The following is a 22079-nucleotide window of genomic DNA, read 5'->3' as shown; positions in this document are numbered from 1 at the left end:
AAAAGTTCTAAAGTTATCAATTTACAAATCTGCATTATTGTAATATTATGAAGTTGATTTTTTCTTGTTTTAAAAATTACAACGTTTTCGTTAATGAAATGCCCTTATTTTGAAACAATTCCAATTTTTATGTTACTTAAAAATCTTACCTTTGTGAATCCAATAAAAATAAACTTAAAAAAATATAGATAATGAAAACTTTGAATGATTTTAATTTTAAAAATAAAAAAGCTTTAATCCGTGTTGATTTCAACGTGCCGTTAGATGAAAATTTTAATGTAACAGACGCCACTAGAATCGAAGCAGCAAAGCCAACTATTGATAAAATTTTAGCCGACGGAGGAAGCGTAATCTTAATGTCGCACCTAGGAAGACCTAAAGGAATCGAGAAGAAATATTCATTAGAACATATTTTAAAAACAGCTTCTGAAGTATTAGGAGTATCTGTCAAATTTTCTACGGATTGTAGAGGTGATGTAGCAAAAGCAGCAGCAGCTGATTTGAAACATGGAGAAGTTTTATTGTTAGAAAATTTACGTTTTTACAACGAAGAAGAAGCTGGAGATGTTGCATTCGCAAAAGAATTGGCTTCACTAGGAGATATTTATGTGAATGATGCTTTTGGAACTGCACATAGAGCACATGCTTCTACAACTATAATTGCTCAATTTTTTCCAAATGATAAATGTTTCGGAACTTTACTAGCAAAAGAAATAGAAAGTTTAAATAGAGTTTTGAAAAATAGCGAAAAACCAGTAACTGCGGTTCTTGGAGGTTCAAAAGTATCTTCAAAAATTACGGTTATCGAAAATATTTTAGACAAAGTAGATCACATGATTATTGGTGGAGGTATGACCTATACTTTCGTCAAAGCACTTGGAGGAAAAGTAGGAGATTCTATTTGCGAAGTTGACAAGCAAGATTTGGCTCTTGAAATTTTAAGATTAGCTAAAGAAAAAGGGGTTCAACTTCACATCCCAGTTGATGTAGTGGCTGCGGATGCTTTTTCAAATGATGCTCAAACGCAAGTTGTTGATGTACGTGAAATTCCAGACGGATGGCAAGGTTTAGATGCTGGACCAAAATCATTAGAGAATTTCAAAAAAGTAATTTTAGAATCTAAAACAATTCTTTGGAACGGACCGTTAGGTGTTTTTGAAATGCCAACATTTGCAAAAGGAACCATTGAATTAGGAAATCATATCGCTGAAGCCACGGCAAATGGAGCGTTCTCACTTGTTGGTGGAGGCGATTCTGTTGCAGCAGTGAAACAGTTTGGGCTTGAGGATAAAATGAGTTATGTTTCTACTGGTGGAGGTGCAATGTTAGAAATGTTAGAAGGAAGAATTTTACCGGGAATTGATGCTATTTTAGGATAAATTTCATCCAAATTGGATTAAAAAATGCATTTTTAACAATATTTAGGACAAATTTAAGTTATAAGATTAAGTTTATTTGCCATAAGATTCTTATGTTTGCAGAATTACAATTATTTGAAATATAGCAACTTGTGAGAAATTGACACCAAAAAGTTGTTTGTATTCATCAAAAAAAGCAAAATAAAATTTCAGAAACATCATTGTTTTTACCTACTGAAAACAATAAAAATATAATTTATGAATTTAAAAAAAATCACTCTAATCGCCTCTTTGCTGATAGCAGGAAACACTTTCGCCCAGAGTTTTTCACTTAATTCAGCAAAGTCTCAATCTAGCAGGACGTATCTAGATTCTATCAAAAAAACATTTATAAATGATAATATTGCTTCATGCGTTGATAGTCTTTGGCTCAAGGAATTAACAAGCCTAGATTTATACAATGATCTAGAAAAAGATATTAAAACTATAAATCTGGATGAGAAGGTAGATTATGAATTGCCTACAGAATTGTTAAAGGCCAGATTGAAGGAAATGGATGCTAGATCTCCTTTTAATATTGAATACAACCAAGGGTTAGAAAATATCATAAAATCATTTCTCAAGAATAGAAAAAAATCATTCGAAAGATTAATGGCTATTTCTGAATATTATTTTCCAATTTTTGAAGAAGCTCTAGCCAAACAAAATGTTCCACTTGAAATTAAATATCTAGCCGTTGTAGAATCAGCGTTGAATCCAAAAGCGGTTTCTAGAGTGGGAGCAACGGGTTTGTGGCAATTTATGTATCAAACAGGAAAACAATACAATCTTAACATTGATTCCTATGTAGATGAACGAAGTGATCCACTTAAAGCAAGTGAAGCTGCTGCTCAATACATGACCAATATGTACAAAATCTTTGGCGACTGGGATTTGGTTTTGGCATCCTACAATTCAGGACCAGGAAATGTTTCAAAGGCTATTCGTCGTTCAGGCGGTCAACAAAATTATTGGAACATCAGAAAGCATCTTCCTCAAGAAACTCAAGGTTATGTACCAGCATTTTTAGCAACGATGTACATTTACGAATATCACAAAGCTCATGGCATTAAACCTGAAAGAGCTGTTGTTAAGCAATTTGCAACGGATACTATCATGATTAAAAAACAATTGAGTTTCAAACAAATTTCTGATTTGCTTGATATTCCAGTTGCTCAGTTACATTTATTGAATCCTCAATACAAACTGGGAGTTGTTCCTGCTTATAACGACAAGAAACATTTCTTGACATTACCTTCACAAAAGGTAGCTGTTTTTACTTCAAATGAGGATAAAATTTATGCCTATGCTCAATATGAATTAGACAAAAGAGAAAAACCATTTACACGTCAACAGCAAGCCTATGCTTACAGAGATTCTTTGAAATCAAGTGATAGCAGTTCAGTGGTTACTCGAACCAAATATCACAAAGTGAGACGTGGAGATAATTTGAGTGAAATTGCTGACAGGTATAATGTTGCTATATCGGATATTAAAAGATGGAATAAACTCAAGAACAATAAAGCACCTTTAGGTCGAAACCTAAAAATCATGACTTCTGAGACGATAGCATACAAAGAAAAGAAGCAGAAGGTGGATACTATAGCAGTTCAAAAAAATTCAGATGTAGCATCAGTTGAAACCAAAGAGGTAAAAGAACCAAAAGTTTACAAAGAGGAGAAAGTGGTAACGTTCAAAGATGTTACTAAAACTCACAAGGTGAAAAAAGGCGACAATCTTGGAGAAATTTCTGAGAAATATGGTGTAACGGTAGCTGAAATCAAAAAATGGAATAAGTTGAAAAGTAACAATATTCCATTAGGTAAAAGCTTAAAAATCATTACTAACGAAAGAGTAGTAACTACCGTTAAGAAAGAAGTGAAGTCTGATGCTATAGCTTCAAACGATAAGTTGAAAAAAGAACAAAAAAGCGATGTTTCAGAAAAACAAGATAGTTTTTATGTTGTGCAACAAGGAGATAATTTGAGCACAATAGCTAAGAAATACAATGTGTCTATAGACGACTTGAAACAATGGAATGATTTGTCAGACAACACCATTCAATTAGAAAGCAAATTAAAAATTGCCGATATTATCAATGAAGATAAAGAAGAATCGGCACCTAAAACCGAAATCAAGAATGTTGAATACGTTGTTCAAAAAGGAGATAATTTAAGCAGTATTGCTAAGAAAAATAATGTTGCAGTATCGGATTTAAAAACTTGGAATGATTTATCTGACGACACCATACAATTGGGTGATAAAATTATAGTTGCTAAAAAATTGGTTGTTGATACTAATCAAGCAGTGGCAGAGAAGCATTCTAAAAAAGAGAAGGTTTCTAAAAACGAAAAAGAAGACCATTACTATGTTAGAAAAGGAGATTCCCTTTTTAGTATTGCCAAAAAATATCCTGGAGTAACCATTTCCGACATCAAAAAATGGAATGGAATTCGCGGAAACGAATTAAAACCTGGAATGAAATTGAAAATAAACGGATAATATAAAAAATCTACATAAATTTAGGGCTTATTTCATAGAATGTAAATCATGAAATGAGCCCCATTTTTATTAATCGTATACACCAAATAAGATGCGAATTACATATGACCGATAAAAAACAATAAATATCTTCATATGAATAAAGCCCTTTTTTTATTGCTACCAGTCATTCTGTTGTGTTGGTCTTGTTCACAGAAACAAGAGGATTCAAAAGGCGATACGTCAGCAAAAATAAATACCATATCAGTTATCATCGATGATCAATTATGGAATGGAGAAGTAGGCGATAGTATCAGAAATAAATTTGCATCACCCGTTATTGGTTTACCTCAAGAAGAACCTCTTTTTACTATCAATCAGTATCCTGTTAAATTACTAGAAGGTTTTGTTACCAAAACTAGAAATAGTATTGTCATAAAAAAAGAAGCCAAAAACAGTTTTCAAATTGTGGAAAATGAATTTGCAACGCCGCAAAACGTATTCCATATTTCTGGAAAAACTGCTGCCAGTATTTTAGAATTAATAGAGCAACACGCTCCAACAATTATTGATAAAATTCGTCAAACTGAAATCAAAGAAAACCAGAGAATCATTGATACTTCAAGAATTGAAACCAAGAAAATCCAACGCAAATTCAATATTGATTTACATGTCCCAAAAGGATATAATTATGTTCTAGAGAGAAGAAAATTTATCTGGCTAAAAAAAGAAATCACCAGCGGTAACACGAGTATTTTAATTTATGAAATCCCTTTTCGCAGTATACGACCATGGTCTAATATTGTAAAAGTGATTACAAGAAAAAGAGATTCTATAGGCAATCTTTATATTCACGGTACCATTCCAAATACACGTATGGTAACAGAAGATTCCTATTCCCCGTATCTGTTTAAAATACGATTAAAAGGCAGAGAAACATTTGAAACCAAAGGAACTTGGGAGCTCAAAAACGATTATATGTCTGGACCTTTTATTAATTACACTATTATTGACTCTAAAAACAAGCGTATTTTAGTTCTAGAAGGTTTTTGTTATGACCCATCAAAGGAAAAAAGAGATTTAATGTTTGAAATGGAATCCATTATTAAGTCAATAGAATTTTTAAAGAAAAATGAAAAGGAATAATGTATGAATGTGATTTGGGAAATTAAGCCATTTGAAGCCCTTTCTACAAAGGAATTGTATTCTTTGCTACAATTGCGCGCAGAAGTCTTTATTGTGGAGCAAAATTGCGTATATCAAGATATAGACGGTAAAGATAGTAAAGCGCTACATCTGCTAGGAAAGTGTGATGGTAAAATTGTTGCGTATGCCCGACTTTTTAAATCTGGAGATTACTTTGAAAATGCGTCAATAGGAAGAGTAGTTATCGGCGCTGGTTACAGAGATAAAAAATGGGGTCATGAAATGATGCAACAAGCTATTAAAGGTATCGAAACGCATTTCAACCAAAACAAAATCACGATTTCGGCTCAGTTGTACCTTCAAAAATTTTACGAAAATCATGGTTTTGTGCAAACGAGTGAGATGTACTTAGAGGACGATATTCCTCATATTCAAATGAAAAGAGAATAACTAGATTTTAGTAATTACTAACTCCACTCTTCGGTCATATTCCGAGCCTTTTCCAAGAGGAACGGTGTTCCCATAGCCTTTAAAAGTCATACGGGTTTTGGCAATCTTTTTAAAATTAAGATACTTGTAGACGGATTCGGCGCGATTGTGTGACAGGTTTCTTTTACGTGTTTCCATATCAATGGCTTCTTTTTGATAAGGAGGAGTACAACAAACGTGCCCTTGAATTTCAAATTCCAAGGTTCTGTATTTCAACAACAATTTTGCAATTTTATCCAACTGTGTTTTAGCTTCAAAAGTGAGTTTACTGCTTCCACGTTCAAACAATAAATTTTCTAAATAGATATGATCCCCCACGATGTGCTTCTTTTGAATGCTATTGTAGAAACCAGGAATTTCGATTTTAGGCAAGGGTTTTAAATTCAAAACCACATCTACTCGACGATTTTTAGAGCGTTTTTCAGGAAGATTTTCTACAACATCATCTTCAATAAGGATGCGTCCTTTGCCTTCGATGGTAACAATAATTTTGTTTTTAATGCCACTATGTATTAGTTTTTCTCTAATGGTATTCGCGCGATTGGTAGACAGTTTAAAGTTGTAGGCTTCTTTACCAACATCATCTGTATAGCCAAAAATTTGAATGGATTCTATTCGTGTTGAATCTGTATTTTTGATAAAATCAACCACAGCATTCCCTTGTTTTTCGTCAAGATTAAACTTATCAAATTCAAAATAAACGGATTGCACTACTTCTTCTTGAGCATATACAAATCCACAGACTAGAAGCGGTAAAATCTTTAAAAATCGAATCATTATAATTTTAATATTTTATTGTATTCTGGAATGTTGTTCAAAATGGAAGTGGCTTTTTTAATTTCCAAATTGTTTTTGATGTAATATTGATACAATCCTTCTTTGTATTGATAGCGTTTAATGATTTCTTCAAGAATTAATTTTTTAATTTCTTTCTGGTTTTCATTCAATTGTGATTCTTCACTTTTTTGCAAAGCGGTCAATAATTGTTGGTATTCAGGTGCAATAGTACTTTCAATTTTTTCTTTTTTAGCAGCATCCAATGTCTTTTTCAAGGCAATTTCTGTATCAGTATCAAAATTGAAATTTTGTTTTTTAAGAAATGCTTTAAATTCCATAAAATCAGCATCAGAAATTGTTGGAATAGTGTTTCCTAAAGTTGGATTTTTATAATAATAGTTGGTTACGAAATTAAAAATTCCATCATTTTTAAGTAAGGCTTCCGCAATGCTACTCGTTTTAGTTTCTTCAAGAACAATATCAGGAAGAATTCCACCACCATCATAAACGGTTCTGCCTTTTTTGGTTTTAAAAGCATTATAGTTTTCGGATGCAGTTCGAATGGCTTTTCCATCCTTGTCTTTTCTAGAATAATCTAAGGCTTGAATGCATCGTCCAGAAGGCGTATAATAGCGTGAAATGGTAATTTTTATTTGTGTTCCATAAGTTAAATCGATAGGGCGTTGTACCAATCCTTTGCCAAAACTGCGACTTCCAATGATTACCGCGCGGTCTAAATCTTGTAAGGCACCCGAAACAATTTCTGAAGCAGAAGCACTTTTTCCGTCAACAAGAATTGCTAAAGGAATCTCAGTGTCAATAGGCTCTCGAGTGGTTTTATAGGTGTTGTTGTGCTTTTCAATTTTTGATTTGGTGGTCACTATGATTTCATCTTTCGGCACGAATAAATTGCAAATATTCACCGCCTCGTTTAATAGTCCTCCTGGATTGCCTCTTAAATCTAAAATAATACGTTCAGCACCATCTTTTTTCAATTGTTCCAGCGCCTCCTTAGTTTCTAACGAAGCTTTTTTGTTGAATTGTGATAGTACAATATATCCTGTTTTATCATCCACTTTCCCGAAGAATGGCACGGCTTTAATTTCAACCTCGTCTAGAGTAAGCTGAGTGGTTAATGTCTTGCCTTGACGGAGGTATTTGATGTCGATTTTGGTATTTTTAGCACCTTTCAGCAACTGAGAAGCATCGTCTTTAAAATCGATTAGGTTGACATCGCCTATTTGGATAATTTCGTCACCCGCTTTTAAACCTGCTTTATCGGCAGGAAAGTTTTTATAGGGTTCTTTGATGATTAGTTTCCCTTCCTTACGGGTAATTACAGCGCCAATTCCAGTGTATTCTCCCGTGTTGTTGATTTTGAATTTAACAACGTCTTGTTCGTTGAAATAATTGGTATAAGGATCCAAATCGGCCAACATGCTTTTGATGGCTTTGTCCATCAGTTCGCCGGGATTGGTTTCATCTACATAGTTGGAATTTACGGCTTTGAATAGCGTGGTAAAGATTTCTATTTGCTTAGCAACTTCAAAAAAGTCTTCTCTAAAACTTACACCTACATACAAGAAAACGCTCGCTAGGACTGGGATAATATATCTTTTTTTAAAAAATGCGTACATGTTTCTGACTTCTTTTTGAAAATTTAGGCAAACGAAATTACGAAATAACTTCAAATATAACCGTTTATGAGAATAGTTTTAACCAATTCTAATAATCTTAACACAATTTGATTGTAATTGAACCATTAAGGGATTAAGACAATTAAGGCTTAGATTACTTAATGAAACTTAAATATCTTAATGGTGAAAAGCATTTTCCGATATTAATTTATCAAGATACAATGGAAAAGAAAGACAAAACAATATTATTCTTTTTTAAGTTTCTGTATGCATTTTTCAAATAATTGAATCGTTTTGGTTTCAATTTCGTGATAGGATAGACGGTCATTACTTTGATAGAAAAACATAAACGCATGAGGTTTTTCGAGATGGTCAATGAGTAAATGTTTGTTGAGGCGATAGGCTTCCCTCAAAAGACGCTTGAAATAATTTCTATCAACAGCACGTTTGAAATATTTTTTAGAAACCGAAACCCCCATTTTTATTTTATGTTCCGTCTCGAGTTCTTTGGATTCAGCAGTATCAAAATCACATTCTATGTAAACCAAACGCAACGGATATTTTGACACCGATTTCCCTTTTGAAAAAAGTAAATCGATGGTTTTTTTGCTTTTGAGTTTCTCGGATTTTGGATAGCTAAAGTTCATCTTTTGTTATATGCGCTAGGCGGGTAAAGGTACAAAATAGACCCAATACATTTTTTAAATCGTTTAAAAGGAGTTTGTTGATGATTTTGTTTGGTGGAATTTTTCTGGTTGTTTTTTATGTTTTACGAGTATTTATGAGGCTTCCGCCGATCATTATTGAGTTTCCTTATGTCACTGTAAAGCTTCCGCAGGTTACTTTTGAGTTTCGAAATAACACTATGGAATTTCCCTTGATCACTTTGAAGTTTCCTTGTGTTGAAAATGTTCTTAGGGGGGTTCTATTTTTTCTTCCGCCGATTACTTTAGTATTTCCGTTTATCACTATTAGGCTTCGTAATGTTACTTTTGAGTTTTGAATGGTTGGGATTGAGATTTGGTGATTTTTAAATCACTTTCAACATTTCCGTCAATAGCCACTTTTCTTTCTTTTATAAATTGTGATGAAGCATTTATAGTAAAAAACAGTAAATCAATTGAGATAGATAAACTATGCTTTGTTGAGTTACTCTTTCAAAAACACACGTTTATTTTTTTACTACCACAGGATAACTATTGTTCCCTTTATTCACATCTAGAAGTAATGTGCTTTTGTCTATGATTATAAGTTAATCAGGTAATAGATTTTCAACTTCACTTTTTAAAACGGGAAGACTATTAACAACAATTCCCCAAATTACATCATCAGATATTTCATCATAACCATGAATTATTTTGTTTCGAGCGTCAACAATTTTTCGGGAATTAGAAATCTTGATTTCAGGGTCAATTTTCATGATACGATTCATCGCTTCACCAATGATTTCAATATTTCTTTCAACAGCGCGTTTGGTTTTTAAATCTTCATGATAGTATTGGAACACTTTTCCATTTGGAAAGTAACTTTCAATTTCGTCAATTGAAGTTTTGATGTCGAAAAGCCATGCATAAATATAATCATCCATAAATCAATTGCATGTTTTTTTGGATTGCTTTTTTAAAATAAGGGTTCTTGATAGCCTTTTCTTCAAGCAGGTCAATAGGCCTTTTGAGAGTGTCTTCAAGAGAAAATTTCAAATCAAAATAATTATCTGAATAATCTAATAATTGGATATCACTAAAATTTACAATCAGGTCAATATCACTTTCATCATTGAATTTATCAGTAAGCACTGAACCAAAGGCATAAAGGCTCTTTACTTTGTGGGATTTACAGAGTGCTTTTATAGATTCGATATTTTGAGTAATTAGATTCATGGAGTTCAAATATACAAAATCATTTTTCACAACCCGCAAACATCAACTATAAATGATTTTTAATCATCACAAGTTTAGATTTTTATTTTTTTACCACCGCAGGATAACTATTATTCCCTTTATTCACGTCAGCTAGTAATCCGCTATCGTCAATAGTGATTTTCTTGATAGTGGTTTTAGGTTTTTCTATAAAGAAAGTATAAGTAGGATAAGCCCAAGCCCAATCGTTCAAAACTGTTCGGTGAATCTGTGGATTTTGGTTTTCTTTAATAAAACTCATCATGCGTAGCGGAATGTAAAAACTTTCTTTGGTGCCATCTGTATATTCAACTAAAAGGTCAATAGGCATCGGCATTCTGCCAATTCGTTCTAAAGTGATTTTTGTTTTGTCGCCCACAGCATAATCTGGATTTTCGATTACTTCCTTGATGCTATAATCGATGGTATTTGTAGTTTGCGTCCAATCGGTTAGATACCAATCTAGGTTGGCTCCAGAAACGCGTTCTGCCGTGCGCTTGATATCATTGGGTGTTGGATGCTTGAATTTGAAATCAGCATAATATTTTTTTAGCGTTTTCATCAAGTTTTCTTTCCCGATGAGATACCCCAATTGCGATAAAAAGATATCACCTTTACTATACGAAGTAATACTATACACTTGGTTCACATCATAGCGGTCTGAATGGGTGCTTTGTGGTTGTTCTTTGCCAGATTTCACCATATAATAGTAGCCGTTGTAGGAACCTTCATGTGGATTGTCTGCTTTTTTTTCTGCAATTTCGTTCATTCCTAAATCTTCTAAATAGGAAGTAAATCCTTCGTCCATCCATCCGTGTTTACTTTCATTAGATGCCAAAACATGTTGAAACCATGAATGTGCCATTTCGTGGGCGATAACTCCAATCAATCCGTCAAAAGTGCCTTCGCCTAAAATTAAAGTACACATGGCATATTCCATTCCACCATCGCCACCTTGAATTACAGAATATTGGTCGTAAGGATATTTCCCAACCGTTTGATTGTAAAATTGCATTAATTGAACGGTTAATGGTTCAGCTTTTTTCCAGTTGTCAATGATTTTTGGATTGTTTTTGTAGAGGAAATGTAGCGTCGTTCCAAAATCGGTTTTTACTACATCGTGAAGGTAATTTTTATCGGCAGCCCATGTAAAATCATGCACATTTGGCGCTATAAAATGCCAAGTTAGTGTTTTGGTTTTCTTAGGATAGGTCACTTTAATTCCAGCATCTTGATACCCATGACCTATTTCGTTAGGATTTTGTAAGTAGCCACTTCCGCCCAGAACATAGTCTTTGTCGATGGTAATTTTCACATCAAAATCGCCCCAAACGCCATGAAATTCTCGAGCAATATAGGGGTCGGCGTGCCAGCCTTCAAAATCGAATTCAGCAATTTTTGGGTACCATTGCGCCATAGAAAATTCTACTCCCTCGGCATTATTTCGACCTGAACGACGAATTTGAACAGGAACTTGTCCGTCGAAATCTAGAGTAAAAACCGTTGATTTTCCTGGTAAAATGGGTTGGGCTAAATCTACTTCAAGAATAGTCCCTACTTCTTTTGCATGAGTAGCAATGCCGTCTTGCTTGAAGTTAGATATTTTGAGATAGCCAATTTCGTTGGGCTTCAGCTTTGCAATTCTACTTTCTTTGATTTCCTTTCCTTCTGCATTTTTGGTTTTAACCACCATTCGAGCATCAGGGTCAACAATACTTTGGAGACGCGCATCCATTTCGCTTCCTGGCTGAAAAGCATTGTTGTATAAATGATAAAAAACTCGTTTTAGGGTGTCGGGTGAATTATTGGTATAAATTAATTTTTGAGTTCCTTTATATTGATAGTTTTTCGCATCCATCACGACATCCATTTTGTAATCGACATGTTGTTGCCAATAAGCAGCATTTTGAGCTGAAACGGTTTCTATACCAATAAAAACCAAGAGTAATAAAAAGAATTTTCTCATAATTGTATATAAAAAATGGAAGGGTTTTTCGTCCTTCCATTATAAAATTAAACTTTGATTATTTTTTAGGAGCCATTTTTTCTGCCATCATCAAAGCATTGTATGCATTTACCATTTTTCCAGATTTTGAAGCATTAGCAAAAGGACGTTTTTCTTGATTTTCGCCCAGAACTACCGTTAAACTTGTTGTTGTTCCAGAATCCATAAGGATTTGTTTTACTTGTTTGGCAGTCAAAGTTGGATAATAGGAACGAATTAAAGCAGCTACTCCAGCAACATTTGGCGAAGCCATTGATGTTCCTTGTTCGTATCGGTATTTGTTGTTAGGAACAGTTGCATAAATTTCCATACCAGGAGAAAATACATCTACATTGAAGCTACCGTAATTTGAAAAATCAGCAACTAGCGAAGAGCCATAGGTTGTGCTCAAAGCTCCAACAGTGATGAAGTTGCTTGCAAACTCAGTTTTGTTGTCATCAGAATCATTTGGATAGTTTTTGTTTTGTGCCAAATCAATATCAAGACCATCGTTTCCAGCAGCATGAACAATTAAAACATCTTTACTTTCAGCATATTTTATGGCATCGTACACCCATTGTTTGTGAGGTGAGAAGCTTTTACCGAAACTTCCGTTAATTACTTTGGCACCATTATCAACAGCATAACGAATTCCTAATGCGATATCTTTATCATATTCGTCTCCATTTGGAACGGCACGAACAGCCATAATTTGTGCATTGTTTGTAATTCCATCTCCTCCTAAATTATTGTTGCGAATTTGAGCTATAATTCCCGCTACGTGAGTTCCGTGAAGTGCTTTTTCTTTGTCGGGTCCATAAACAATATTATTTCCGTAATTTTTATCATTGATGTCCTCAGGATTGTCTCCTACCACTTTTCTTCCGTCAAATTCTACATTTAAGTTGTAATTCAACATGTCATACACTTGCTCTTTGAAATCATTTAAATCTGGCATAAATTCTGGACCAGTTTGACCAATGATGCTAATCATTACTTTTTTACTTTGAGTTAACGCAGGATCAGTTGTTGTAATTGCTTTAACTTCATCAATAGTGTAATTCTCTTTTTTTAGGTAGTCACTAACGGTTTTATGAGCATTAAAAATAAAATCAACCTGTTGTTTCTTGCCTTTATAATCTTCAATTTTTTTGTCAAGTTCTGCTTTAGCTTCTTTGTACGTTGTTGAGCCATCATCTCCTTTTTTAACGATACGAGTCATTTCTAAACTTTCGTTTACAGCATTTCCTAAGAAATTCCATCCATGAATATCGTCAATATAGCCATTTTTATCATCGTCAATTCCGTTACCTGCAATTTCTTTGGGATTAGTCCATATCACACCCTTTAAATCTTGATGATCAATATCTACTCCAGAATCTACAACTCCTACAATTACTTTTACTCCTTTTTTGTTTTTTAATAATTCAGCATAAGCCTTATCCACACTCATTCCAGGAATGGTATCTTTTATTAAATCCAAATGACTCCAACGCTTCAAATCGGATTCTTTTATTGGGCTAATTTTTAAAGGAATTTTATCAATATTAGCCGCATTAGTAGAAACCATTTTTGATGTACCACAACCTGTGATAAGCAAAAAACCAAAAGCACTCAAGCAAAAAGTGTGTACTATTTTCATGTAAAAGAGATTAAAGTTAAAATTTTGGCCTAAATTATATCATTTTGTTATATTTCTCGAAAAGTTAACGCTATTTTAAGATTTCGTCCGATTGGAATATTTCTTTTAATCGAACTCCTTTTTCGGTTTTTTCAACAGTTATAATTTCGTTATGTGCATCATGTTCCAAGAATAAATAATAATTATTTTCAGCTGCAGCATTTAAAAACTTAGATTTTTCTGGCATGGTTAGTAGCGGTCTTGTGTCATAACCCATGACGTACGGCAAAGGAATATGTCCAACAGTCGGTAATAAATCAGCCATAAAACAAATGGTTTTGTCTTGATACTGGATGTGAGGAATCATCATTTTTTCGGTGTGACCGTCAACGAAAAAAATACCGAAATCCAATTCAGATTTTTCAAGAAAATCGGTTTCAGGTCTTTTAATAAAGTGAAGTTGTCCGCTTTCAAGCATTGGCAAAATATTTTCAGGTAGAAACGAAGCTTTTTCTCGGGCATTAGGAATTGTAGCCCATTCCCAGTGATTTTCGTTAGTCCAAAATTTTGCATTTTTAAAAGCCACCTCATATCCTGTTTTGTCTTTGTTCCATTGTACACTACCGCCACAATGGTCAAAATGGAGATGCGTCATAAATACATCGGTAATGTCATCTCGATGAAATCCAAATTTTGCTAAGGATTTGTCCATAGAATGCGTTCCCCAAAGCGAGTAGTAACCGAAAAATTTATCCGATTGTTTGTTTCCCATTCCCGTATCAATCAATAGTAAACGATTGCCATCTTCAATTAGTAGACATCTTGCGACAAGTTCTATTAAATTATTCTCATCGGCAGGATTGGTTTTATTCCAAATGGTTTTGGGAACTACGCCAAACATAGCGCCGCCATCGAGTTTAAAATTTCCAGTTTCTATAGGATATAGTTTCATAGTGATTATTTTGTATGGAGAAATAAAAATCCATAATTGAGTTACAAACATGCAATTTAAACAAATCTATTTTCTTTTTATCTTATAGCATAAACTTTTTCTATTGAATTATTAGTTATAAAAATGTTATGGAATGTGGCAAAAAGCATTAATTGTAATATCTTTGCTGTTAATTTAGACAAAATCAAAATAAGAAATGATACAAGTATCAGATATAGCAAGTAAAAAAATCGTCGACATGATGAAAGACGATGGATTTGATGCAGCCCATGACTATGTTAGAGTAGGCGTAAAAAGCGGTGGTTGTTCAGGATTATCTTATGAATTGAAATTTGACAAAGAAATAGGCGAAAATGATAAAGTTTTTGAGGTAAACAATGTCAAAATTGCCGTTGAGAAGAAATCCTATTTATATTTAGTGGGAACTGTTTTAGAGTTTTCTGGTGGATTGAACGGAAAAGGTTTTGTGTTTAATAATCCAAATGCAAGCAGAACTTGTGGATGTGGAGAGAGTTTTTCTCTTTAAATAAAATACTATGGCAAAATATACAGAAGACGATTTAAAAGTCGAACTGGAAAATAAAGAATACGAGTACGGTTTTTACACGAATATAGAGTCTGAAACCTTTCCAATTGGTTTAAATGAAGACATAATTCGCGCCATTTCTTTAAAGAAAGAAGAACCACAATGGATGACCGATTGGCGTATCGAATCTTTTTGGGCATGGCAAGAAATGGTTGAGCCAGAATGGGCTAATGTTCACTATGAAAAACCTGATTTCCAAGCCATTTCGTACTATTCAGCACCTAAGAAAGTGGATCCAAACAAAACATTGGATGATGTAGACCCTGAACTTTTAGAAATGTACAAAAAGTTAGGAATTTCTATCGACGAGCAAAAGAAAATGAACAATATCGCTATGGATATCGTAGTCGATTCTGTTTCGGTAGCGACCACTTTCAAGAAGACATTAGCAGAAAAAGGTATTATTTTCATGAGTATTTCCGAAGCTATTCGGGAGTATCCAGATTTAGTGAGGAAGTATTTGGGAACCGTTGTACCACAAAAAGACAATTTTTATGCAGCCTTAAACTCAGCCGTTTTTTCTGACGGGTCTTTTTGTTACATTCCAAAAGGCGTTCGTTGCCCAATGGAATTATCCACGTATTTTAGAATTAATCAAGCTGGTACAGGTCAATTTGAACGAACACTTCTAATAGCCGACGAAGGAAGTTATGTTTCCTATCTTGAAGGATGTACTGCACCAAGTCGAGATGAAAATCAATTGCATGCGGCAGTAGTGGAGCTTATAGCATTAGAAGACGCAGAAATTAAATATTCAACCGTACAAAATTGGTATCCAGGAAATAAAGAAGGAAAAGGCGGCGTATATAATTTTGTAACCAAAAGAGGGCTTTGCGAAAAGAATGCAAAAATCTCATGGACACAAGTGGAAACGGGATCTGCTATAACTTGGAAATATCCTTCGGTAGTTTTAAAAGGAGATAATTCTGTTGGTGAATTTTATTCTATTGCTGTAACCAATAATTATCAACAAGCGGATACAGGAACTAAAATGATTCATTTAGGTAAAAACACTAAATCAACCATTATTTCCAAAGGAATTTCAGCGGGAAAATCCAATAACAGTTATAGAGGCTTAGTTCAGGTTAGCGCAAGAGCTGAAAATGCTAGAAATTTTTCTCAATGTGATTCGTTACTTATGGGTAATAATTGCGGAGCACATACTTTTCCATATATAGAAAGTAAAAATCCTACGGCAAAAATTGAGCATGAAGCGACAACCAGTAAAATTGGCGAAGACCAAGTTTTTTATTGCAACCAAAGAGGAATTCCAACCGAAAAAGCGATTGCTTTAATCGTAAACGGTTTCAGCAAAGACGTGTTGAATAAATTGCCAATGGAATTTGCAGTAGAAGCTCAGAAATTATTAGAAATTTCGCTAGAAGGCTCAGTAGGATAATTAATCATAAATCAGAATAAACACATTTACAAAATGTTATCAATAAAAAATTTACACGCTTCTGTAGAAGACAAAGAGATATTAAAAGGCATCAACCTTGAAGTAAAAGCAGGAGAAGTTCATGCAATTATGGGACCTAATGGTTCTGGGAAAAGTACACTTTCAGCCGTAATAGCTGGAAATGAAAATTATGAAGTTACTGAAGGTTCTGTTGAATTAGAAGGGGAAGATTTATCCGATTTAGCACCTGAAGAAAGAGCACATAAAGGTGTTTTTCTTTCGTTTCAATATCCTGTTGAAATACCAGGAGTTTCCGTAACAAACTTTATGAAAACCGCTATCAATGAAGGTCGTAAAGCCAACGGAAAAGAAGAAATGCCCGCTAATGAAATGCTGAAATTGATTCGCGAAAAATCAGAATTATTAGAAATAGACCGTAAGTTTTTATCACGTTCATTAAACGAAGGTTTTTCTGGAGGTGAAAAGAAACGAAATGAAATTTTTCAGATGGCCATGCTAGAACCAAAACTAGCTATTCTTGACGAAACCGATTCTGGTTTAGACATTGATGCCTTGCGAATTGTTGCTAATGGTGTCAATAAATTGAAAAGTAAAGACAATGCAGTGATTGTAATTACGCATTATCAAAGACTTTTAGATTATATAGTTCCTGATTTTGTTCATGTTTTATACAATGGAAAAATTGTAAAATCAGGCGGAAAAGAATTAGCCTATGAATTAGAAGAAAAAGGATACGATTGGATTAAAGCAGAGAATTAAAATGGAGTTGAAAGAAAAATTAGTATCGTCATTTATGGCTTTTGAGGAACGAATTGATGTGCAATCTGATTTGCACGACGTTCGTATTAAAGCCCTTAAAAATTTCGAAAACAAAGGCTTCCCTACCAAAAAAGAAGAAGCATGGAAATACACTTCGCTAAATGCTATTTTAAAAAATGATTTTTCGGTATTCCCAAAGCAGGAAAACGCAATTGAATTCAAAGAAGTAAAGAAATATTTCCTTCACGAAATTGATACCTACAAAGTAGTTTTTATTGACGGCGTATTTAGTTCATTTTTATCTTCAACTACTCACGACGGGATTGATGTTTGTTTGATGTCTTCGGCATTAAATAAGCCAAAATATAAAATGGTTATTGATGCTTATTTCAACCAAATAGCCAGTAAAGACGAGAGTTTGACTTCGTTGAATACGGCTTTTGCCAATGAAGGAGCTTACATCAATATTCCGAAAAGTAAAGTAGCTGATAAACCTATTGAAATTATGTATTTTTCTACAGATAAAGAAGCTGCATTATTGGTGCAACCAAGGAATTTAATCATCGTGGGCGAAAATTCACATGTGCAAATTATTGAAAGACACCAAAGCTTGAACGAAAATGCTGTTTTGACCAATTCGGTTACTGAAATTTTTGCTCAAAAACGCGCGATTGTTGATTATTACAAAATTCAAAATGACAATCTAGAGGCCAATTTGATTGACAATACCTATGTTTCTCAAAAAATGGAAAGTACGGTTTCTGTAAATACCTTTTCTTTTGGAGGAAATTTGACTAGAAACAATCTGAATTTTTACCATTATGGTGAAAGAATCGTAAGTCATTTAAACGGCATTACGATTATTGGCGACAATCAACACGTAGACCATTATACTTTGGTGCGTCATGAGCAGCCTAATTGCGAAAGTCATCAAGATTATAAAGGGATTTTTTCAGATCGTTCAACGGGAGTTTTTAACGGAAAAATTTTCGTTGAAAAAGAAGCTCAAAAGACCAATGCTTTTCAAAAAAGTAACAACATTTTATTGAGCGACAAAGCCACTATCAACGCAAAACCACAGTTAGAAATCTTCGCCGACGACGTAAAATGTTCTCATGGCTGCACGATTGGTCAGCTAGATGAAAGCGCCATGTTCTACATGCAACAACGCGGTATTCCTAAGAAAGAGGCTAAAGCCTTGTTGATGTATGCGTTTTCTAACGATGTGATTGAAAGCATTAAAATACCAGAATTAAAAAAACGAATTACTAGGATTATTGCAGATAAATTGGGTGTGAGTTTAGGGTTTGATTTGTAGAAGAATTAGGAGCGAATAGCATAAATATATTGAGAGCGCAAAGTTTTAACCTTGCGCTCTTTTCTATTTGTTGATAGATGATATAACTTCACTCAATAGCTTGTTAAAATCAAATTCTTCGCTCAATCCCATGCGTACTATTACCAAATCATGGCTTGGCAAAATAGCTATCATTTGTCCTTGGTAACCGCTGCAGTAATACATGTCTTTAGGGACATTTGGAAATTGTCCTCCAGCGTTTAACCAAAATTGCGCACCATAATTTCCGTTAGAAGTATTGGTTGGTGTTGCAACGTATTTTGCCCAACTTTCATCAAACAATTGTTCGCCGTTCCAATGACCTTTGTGTAAATAAAGCAAACCAAATTTTGCCCAATCTCGAGTTGTTGCCCAACTGTAGGACGAACCCACAAAATTTCCCGCCATATCGGTTTCTACCACCATCGAGTTCATGCCAATTTTGTCAATCAAAGCCGAATACCAAAAATCTAAATACTCTTGATGTGTTTTAAATTGTTTTCGTAAAATCCCACTCAATAAATTGGTGGTTCCTGAAGAGTAATTCCAAGTGGCATTTGGTTTTCCAACTAAGGGTTTATTGATTTGAGATTGTGACATGTCTTCTGCTTGAAACAACATTTTAGTCACATCAGAAATTTTGGTGTAATCCTCTTCCCATTCTAAACCAGAATTCATGTGCAATAAATCGTTGATGGTGATTTTAGAACGCTCATCATTTTGCCATTCTGTAATAGGGGCAGGTTTCATAATGTTGATTTTTCCTTGTTTTTCGAGAATTCCAAACAAGGTTCCAGTAATACTTTTGGTCATAGACCAACCTAGAATTTTCGAGTTTTTATCGAAACCCTCGGTATATTTTTCGGCTATAATTTTGTCTTTATAAATAATAATAAGTGAACGAGTTCTTTTGTTTTTCTCTCCCTTTTTATCAAAAGCATCCGCAACCGCTTTTTGTAATTTGTCATAATTTATGTTTGCAAAAATCGTGTCTTTGGGTTCTAAATTCCCAAAAGGATAAGGCAAGTTGTTGTTTAATTTGTTTCGTTGAGGAACTTCATACCGTTTTGTAACATCAAAATCATCATTGATTAAAGTAGCACCAAGCCCTTCACGATAAATTGCTTTGCGCTCTTTTAGCCCGTAAACGGAAGCAGTTGCAAATTTTCCGATGTCGTCAATTTTGTTCTTTGCAAGATCAATCATTGGAATGTCATTGTCTCCTTTTTCAATCATTTCCTGAGAACGATGGTCGATAAAATGACCAGAGGCAATACTTTTTGCCGAAAAACCAGATATTAAATCCAGTTTTGGATAGGTCGTAAAACCATAATAAATAACAAAAGCTAATAAGGCTATTCCTAGAAGTTTGATGATTTTTTTCATTACAAAAGAGGTAAAGATTGAATAGTAGTAAATGTAGAAAAATAAAGTAATTATTAACAGCTGTTTCACAAGTTTCAGTTTCAATTTTATTACTTTTGTATTTAGAAAAATTCTAAATAAACAATGTTAGACATTCAAAAAGTAAGAGCTGATTTTCCTATTCTGTCACAAAAAGTAAATGGAAAGCCTTTAGTTTATTTCGATAATGGAGCTACATCGCAAAAACCACAAGTGGTAATCGATGCGATTTCAAAATATTATCAAGAAATTAATGCCAATATTCATCGAGGGGTTCACACCTTAAGCCAATTGGCAACAGATGCTTATGAAGCTTCTCGAAATACCATTCAAAATCATATCAATGCCAAGTTTGCACACGAAGTGATTTTTACGTCCGGAACAACTCATGGAATTAATGCTATTGCTAATGGTTTTGCTTCTATTTTAAAATCAGGAGATGAGATTTTAGTTTCTGCCATGGAACATCACAGCAATATTGTGCCTTGGCAAATGTTGTGTGAAAAAACGGGCGCAACGTTAAGAGTGATTCCAATGAATGAAAACGGCGAGTTACTTCTTTCAGAATTTGAAAAATTACTTTCAGATAGAACTAGAATGGTCACTGTTAATCATATTTCGAATGCTTTAGGAACTATCAATCCTATTAAATCTATTATTGATAGCGCACATAAAGTGGGCGCAGCCGTTTTGATTGATGGAGCGCAAGCCGTTTCGCATTTGAAACCCGATGTTCAAGAGTTGGATTGTGATTTTTATGTTTTTTCAGGACACAAAATGTTTGGCCCAACAGGAACGGGAATTTTATATGGAAAAGAATCGTGGCTGAATGCACTTCCGCCTTATCAAGGTGGTGGAGAAATGATTAAAGAAGTTACTTTCGAAAAAACGACTTATGCCGATTTACCGCATAAATTTGAGGCAGGAACACCTAATATTGCTGGTGGAATTGTTTTAGGTACAGCTGTGGATTACATCAATTCAATTGGTATTGAAAACATTCAAGAGCAAGAAAAGGAATTATTAGAATATGGAACTAAAAGATTGCTCGAAATAGAAGGTTTAAAAATTTTTGGAACCGCATCAAAAAAAACTTCCGTAATTTCGTTTAACATAGAAGGCATTCATCCGTATGATATTGGTACAATAATTGACAAGTTAGGTATAGCGGTCAGAACAGGACACCATTGTGCGCAACCAGTGATGAATTTCTTTAATATTCCTGGAACGATAAGAGCATCATTTGCTTTCTACAATACCAAGGAAGAGATTGATATAATGGTCGAAGCCGTTAAAAAAGCAAAATTAATGTTGTCATAAAAACAAACTATATCTTATGAAAATACTATCTCTATTGTTTTTAACTCTTTTTTTAGGAAAAGGATGCGAGGCTCAGAAGAACGAAGATTTGGAAACTACTGTGGTTGAATATGTAGCCAATACAAGGGGCTTTTATAAAAAAATAGTGGTTCAAAATAAAACAGTTACTGTTTCTAAAGACAGAAGAGGAGATGATAATCCTGCACCTGTAAAGATTGCGGATGCTGATTGGCAAAAAATTATTGAAGCTTTCCAGAAAGTTGATTTAGAGAAACTTCCAAATCTAGAAGCACCTTCAAAAAAACGGTTTTATGATGGAGCAGCAATCGCCAATTTAAAAATTACATACAAAGATAAAGTTTATGAATCGGCTTCTTTTGACCATGGCAATCCGCCCTCTGAAATCAAGAAATTAGTCGATACAATAAATGCATTAGTTAAGGAAAAAGAATGAATATAAAAGAAATACAAGACGAAATTGTCGATGAGTTTTCGATGTTTGATGATTGGATGCAGCGATACGAATACATCATTGAGTTAGGAAAAAGCCTTCCGCTTATTCAAGAAGAGTTCAAAACAGATGATAATTTAATCAAAGGATGCCAATCTAAAGTTTGGTTGAAAGGAGAACAAGCAGACGATAAAATTATTTTTACAGCTGATAGTGATGCGATATTAACCAAAGGCATTATAGCCATTTTAATACGCACTTTTTCCAATCAGAAAGCAAGTGATATTTTGGATGCCGATATGAGTTTTATTGATAAAATTGGTTTAAAAGAGCATTTGTCACCAACTCGTGCCAATGGTTTGGTATCGATGATAAAAAACATTAAAATGTATGCTTTAGCATTCAACACAAAAAAATAAAA

General features: G+C 34.0%; 20 protein-coding genes. 11 read left to right on the top strand and 9 right to left on the bottom strand.

Annotated elements, in window-relative coordinates:
* Positions 1–191 precede the first annotated feature (191 nt).
* The 4 genes from AC23L6_RS11955 (at position 192) to AC23L6_RS11940 (ending at position 5474) form a co-directional block, all read left to right on the top strand.
* A complete protein-coding gene (locus AC23L6_RS11955; RefSeq protein ID WP_487562635.1) occupies positions 192–1379 on the top strand; it encodes a phosphoglycerate kinase in 1188 nt (395 codons plus the stop codon).
* A 237-nt stretch (positions 1380–1616) separates the two neighbouring features.
* Positions 1617–3899, top strand: a complete 2283-nt coding sequence (locus AC23L6_RS11950) for a LysM peptidoglycan-binding domain-containing protein (RefSeq protein ID WP_487562636.1) — start codon at positions 1617–1619, stop codon at positions 3897–3899.
* A gap of 135 nt (positions 3900–4034) precedes the next feature.
* Complete coding sequence (locus AC23L6_RS11945) at positions 4035–5024, top strand: DUF4837 family protein (protein ID WP_487562637.1); 990 nt, start codon at positions 4035–4037, stop codon at positions 5022–5024.
* A gap of 3 nt (positions 5025–5027) precedes the next feature.
* Positions 5028–5474, top strand: coding sequence for a GNAT family N-acetyltransferase (locus tag AC23L6_RS11940; RefSeq protein WP_487562638.1), 447 nt, complete (start codon positions 5028–5030; stop codon positions 5472–5474).
* On the opposite strand, the gene AC23L6_RS11935 is transcribed toward AC23L6_RS11940, so the two are convergent.
* The 8 genes from AC23L6_RS11935 to AC23L6_RS11900 form a co-directional block, all read right to left on the bottom strand.
* Entirely contained in the window at positions 5475–6290 is an 816-nt protein-coding gene (locus AC23L6_RS11935; RefSeq protein ID WP_487562639.1) for an OmpA family protein, read from the bottom strand. It lies immediately after the preceding gene.
* Positions 6290–7927, bottom strand: a complete 1638-nt coding sequence (locus AC23L6_RS11930; protein WP_487562640.1) for a S41 family peptidase — start codon at positions 7925–7927, stop codon at positions 6290–6292. Before AC23L6_RS11930 ends, AC23L6_RS11935 begins: the two co-directional genes overlap by 1 nt.
* A 245-nt stretch (positions 7928–8172) precedes the next feature.
* On the bottom strand, positions 8173–8574 hold the full coding sequence (rnpA, locus tag AC23L6_RS11925) for a ribonuclease P protein component (protein ID WP_487562641.1): 402 nt from the start codon (positions 8572–8574) through the stop codon (positions 8173–8175).
* Positions 8575–9179: 605 nt separating this feature from the next.
* Positions 9180–9515 carry a HepT-like ribonuclease domain-containing protein gene (locus AC23L6_RS11920; protein WP_487562642.1) on the bottom strand — a complete coding sequence of 112 codons (336 nt, stop codon included), beginning with the start codon at positions 9513–9515 and terminating at the stop codon, positions 9180–9182.
* The gene (locus AC23L6_RS11915) at positions 9508–9807 is read right to left on the bottom strand and encodes a nucleotidyltransferase family protein (protein WP_487562643.1); all 300 of its coding nucleotides are present in this window, start codon (positions 9805–9807) and stop codon (positions 9508–9510) included. The genes AC23L6_RS11920 and AC23L6_RS11915 overlap by 8 nt, the downstream gene beginning before the upstream one ends.
* Before the next feature lie 82 nt (positions 9808–9889).
* On the bottom strand, positions 9890–11791 hold the full coding sequence (locus tag AC23L6_RS11910) for a M1 family metallopeptidase (RefSeq protein WP_487562644.1): 1902 nt from the start codon (positions 11789–11791) through the stop codon (positions 9890–9892).
* A gap of 58 nt (positions 11792–11849) precedes the next feature.
* Entirely contained in the window at positions 11850–13451 is a 1602-nt protein-coding gene (locus AC23L6_RS11905; protein WP_487562645.1) for a S8 family peptidase, read from the bottom strand.
* A 70-nt stretch (positions 13452–13521) separates the two neighbouring features.
* Positions 13522–14382, bottom strand: a complete 861-nt coding sequence (locus AC23L6_RS11900) for an MBL fold metallo-hydrolase (RefSeq protein ID WP_487562646.1) — start codon at positions 14380–14382, stop codon at positions 13522–13524.
* A gap of 196 nt (positions 14383–14578) precedes the next feature.
* On the opposite strand from AC23L6_RS11900, the gene AC23L6_RS11895 reads away from it, so the two are divergent.
* The 4 genes from AC23L6_RS11895 to sufD are packed head-to-tail and all read left to right on the top strand — an operon-like array spanning position 14579 to position 18465.
* The gene (locus tag AC23L6_RS11895; RefSeq protein WP_487562647.1) at positions 14579–14908 is read left to right on the top strand and encodes a HesB/IscA family protein; all 330 of its coding nucleotides are present in this window, start codon (positions 14579–14581) and stop codon (positions 14906–14908) included.
* Positions 14909–14918: 10 nt separating this feature from the next.
* Complete coding sequence (gene sufB, locus AC23L6_RS11890; RefSeq protein ID WP_487562648.1) at positions 14919–16367, top strand: Fe-S cluster assembly protein SufB; 1449 nt, start codon at positions 14919–14921, stop codon at positions 16365–16367.
* Between the two features lie 33 nt (positions 16368–16400).
* Complete coding sequence (sufC, locus tag AC23L6_RS11885; RefSeq protein WP_487562649.1) at positions 16401–17147, top strand: Fe-S cluster assembly ATPase SufC; 747 nt, start codon at positions 16401–16403, stop codon at positions 17145–17147.
* A 1-nt stretch (position 17148) separates the two neighbouring features.
* Positions 17149–18465 carry a Fe-S cluster assembly protein SufD gene (gene sufD / locus AC23L6_RS11880; protein WP_487562650.1) on the top strand — a complete coding sequence of 439 codons (1317 nt, stop codon included), beginning with the start codon at positions 17149–17151 and terminating at the stop codon, positions 18463–18465.
* 63 nt (positions 18466–18528) lie between these two features.
* Here sufD and AC23L6_RS11875 read toward each other — a convergent pair whose 3' ends face one another.
* Complete coding sequence (locus tag AC23L6_RS11875; protein WP_487562651.1) at positions 18529–19869, bottom strand: serine hydrolase domain-containing protein; 1341 nt, start codon at positions 19867–19869, stop codon at positions 18529–18531.
* Positions 19870–19992: 123 nt separating this feature from the next.
* Between AC23L6_RS11875 and AC23L6_RS11870 the strand changes: the two genes are divergently transcribed.
* The 3 genes from AC23L6_RS11870 to AC23L6_RS11860 are packed head-to-tail and all read left to right on the top strand — an operon-like array spanning position 19993 to position 22077.
* Positions 19993–21207, top strand: coding sequence for an aminotransferase class V-fold PLP-dependent enzyme (locus tag AC23L6_RS11870; protein ID WP_487562652.1), 1215 nt, complete (start codon positions 19993–19995; stop codon positions 21205–21207).
* A gap of 16 nt (positions 21208–21223) precedes the next feature.
* Positions 21224–21661 carry a hypothetical protein gene (locus AC23L6_RS11865; RefSeq protein WP_487562653.1) on the top strand — a complete coding sequence of 146 codons (438 nt, stop codon included), beginning with the start codon at positions 21224–21226 and terminating at the stop codon, positions 21659–21661.
* Positions 21658–22077 carry a SufE family protein gene (locus tag AC23L6_RS11860; RefSeq protein WP_487562654.1) on the top strand — a complete coding sequence of 140 codons (420 nt, stop codon included), beginning with the start codon at positions 21658–21660 and terminating at the stop codon, positions 22075–22077. The genes AC23L6_RS11865 and AC23L6_RS11860 overlap by 4 nt, the downstream gene beginning before the upstream one ends.
* The last annotated feature ends 2 nt before the right edge of the window (positions 22078–22079 follow it).

Source organism: Flavobacterium sp. R1_16 (assembly GCF_057652095.1).
This window is presented reverse-complemented; position numbering and strand designations above follow the sequence as displayed.

What these genes read in the sequence shown, in the direction of transcription:
- AC23L6_RS11900 (WP_487562646.1), bottom strand. Translation starts at nt 14,382, where the DNA reads ATGAAACTATATCCTATAGAAACTGGAAATTTTAAACTCGATGGCGGC.
- AC23L6_RS11865 (WP_487562653.1), top strand. Translation starts at nt 21,224, where the DNA reads ATGAAAATACTATCTCTATTGTTTTTAACTCTTTTTTTAGGAAAAGGA.
- AC23L6_RS11950 (WP_487562636.1), top strand. Translation starts at nt 1,617, where the DNA reads ATGAATTTAAAAAAAATCACTCTAATCGCCTCTTTGCTGATAGCAGGA.
- rnpA (WP_487562641.1), bottom strand. Translation starts at nt 8,574, where the DNA reads ATGAACTTTAGCTATCCAAAATCCGAGAAACTCAAAAGCAAAAAAACC.
- sufB (WP_487562648.1), top strand. Translation starts at nt 14,919, where the DNA reads ATGGCAAAATATACAGAAGACGATTTAAAAGTCGAACTGGAAAATAAA.
- AC23L6_RS11935 (WP_487562639.1), bottom strand. Translation starts at nt 6,290, where the DNA reads ATGATTCGATTTTTAAAGATTTTACCGCTTCTAGTCTGTGGATTTGTA.
- AC23L6_RS11895 (WP_487562647.1), top strand. Translation starts at nt 14,579, where the DNA reads ATGATACAAGTATCAGATATAGCAAGTAAAAAAATCGTCGACATGATG.
- AC23L6_RS11955 (WP_487562635.1), top strand. Translation starts at nt 192, where the DNA reads ATGAAAACTTTGAATGATTTTAATTTTAAAAATAAAAAAGCTTTAATC.
- sufD (WP_487562650.1), top strand. Translation starts at nt 17,149, where the DNA reads ATGGAGTTGAAAGAAAAATTAGTATCGTCATTTATGGCTTTTGAGGAA.
- AC23L6_RS11910 (WP_487562644.1), bottom strand. Translation starts at nt 11,791, where the DNA reads ATGAGAAAATTCTTTTTATTACTCTTGGTTTTTATTGGTATAGAAACC.
- AC23L6_RS11930 (WP_487562640.1), bottom strand. Translation starts at nt 7,927, where the DNA reads ATGTACGCATTTTTTAAAAAAAGATATATTATCCCAGTCCTAGCGAGC.
- AC23L6_RS11870 (WP_487562652.1), top strand. Translation starts at nt 19,993, where the DNA reads ATGTTAGACATTCAAAAAGTAAGAGCTGATTTTCCTATTCTGTCACAA.
- AC23L6_RS11920 (WP_487562642.1), bottom strand. Translation starts at nt 9,515, where the DNA reads ATGGATGATTATATTTATGCATGGCTTTTCGACATCAAAACTTCAATT.
- AC23L6_RS11905 (WP_487562645.1), bottom strand. Translation starts at nt 13,451, where the DNA reads ATGAAAATAGTACACACTTTTTGCTTGAGTGCTTTTGGTTTTTTGCTT.
- AC23L6_RS11915 (WP_487562643.1), bottom strand. Translation starts at nt 9,807, where the DNA reads ATGAATCTAATTACTCAAAATATCGAATCTATAAAAGCACTCTGTAAA.
- AC23L6_RS11945 (WP_487562637.1), top strand. Translation starts at nt 4,035, where the DNA reads ATGAATAAAGCCCTTTTTTTATTGCTACCAGTCATTCTGTTGTGTTGG.
- AC23L6_RS11940 (WP_487562638.1), top strand. Translation starts at nt 5,028, where the DNA reads ATGAATGTGATTTGGGAAATTAAGCCATTTGAAGCCCTTTCTACAAAG.
- AC23L6_RS11860 (WP_487562654.1), top strand. Translation starts at nt 21,658, where the DNA reads ATGAATATAAAAGAAATACAAGACGAAATTGTCGATGAGTTTTCGATG.
- AC23L6_RS11875 (WP_487562651.1), bottom strand. Translation starts at nt 19,869, where the DNA reads ATGAAAAAAATCATCAAACTTCTAGGAATAGCCTTATTAGCTTTTGTT.
- sufC (WP_487562649.1), top strand. Translation starts at nt 16,401, where the DNA reads ATGTTATCAATAAAAAATTTACACGCTTCTGTAGAAGACAAAGAGATA.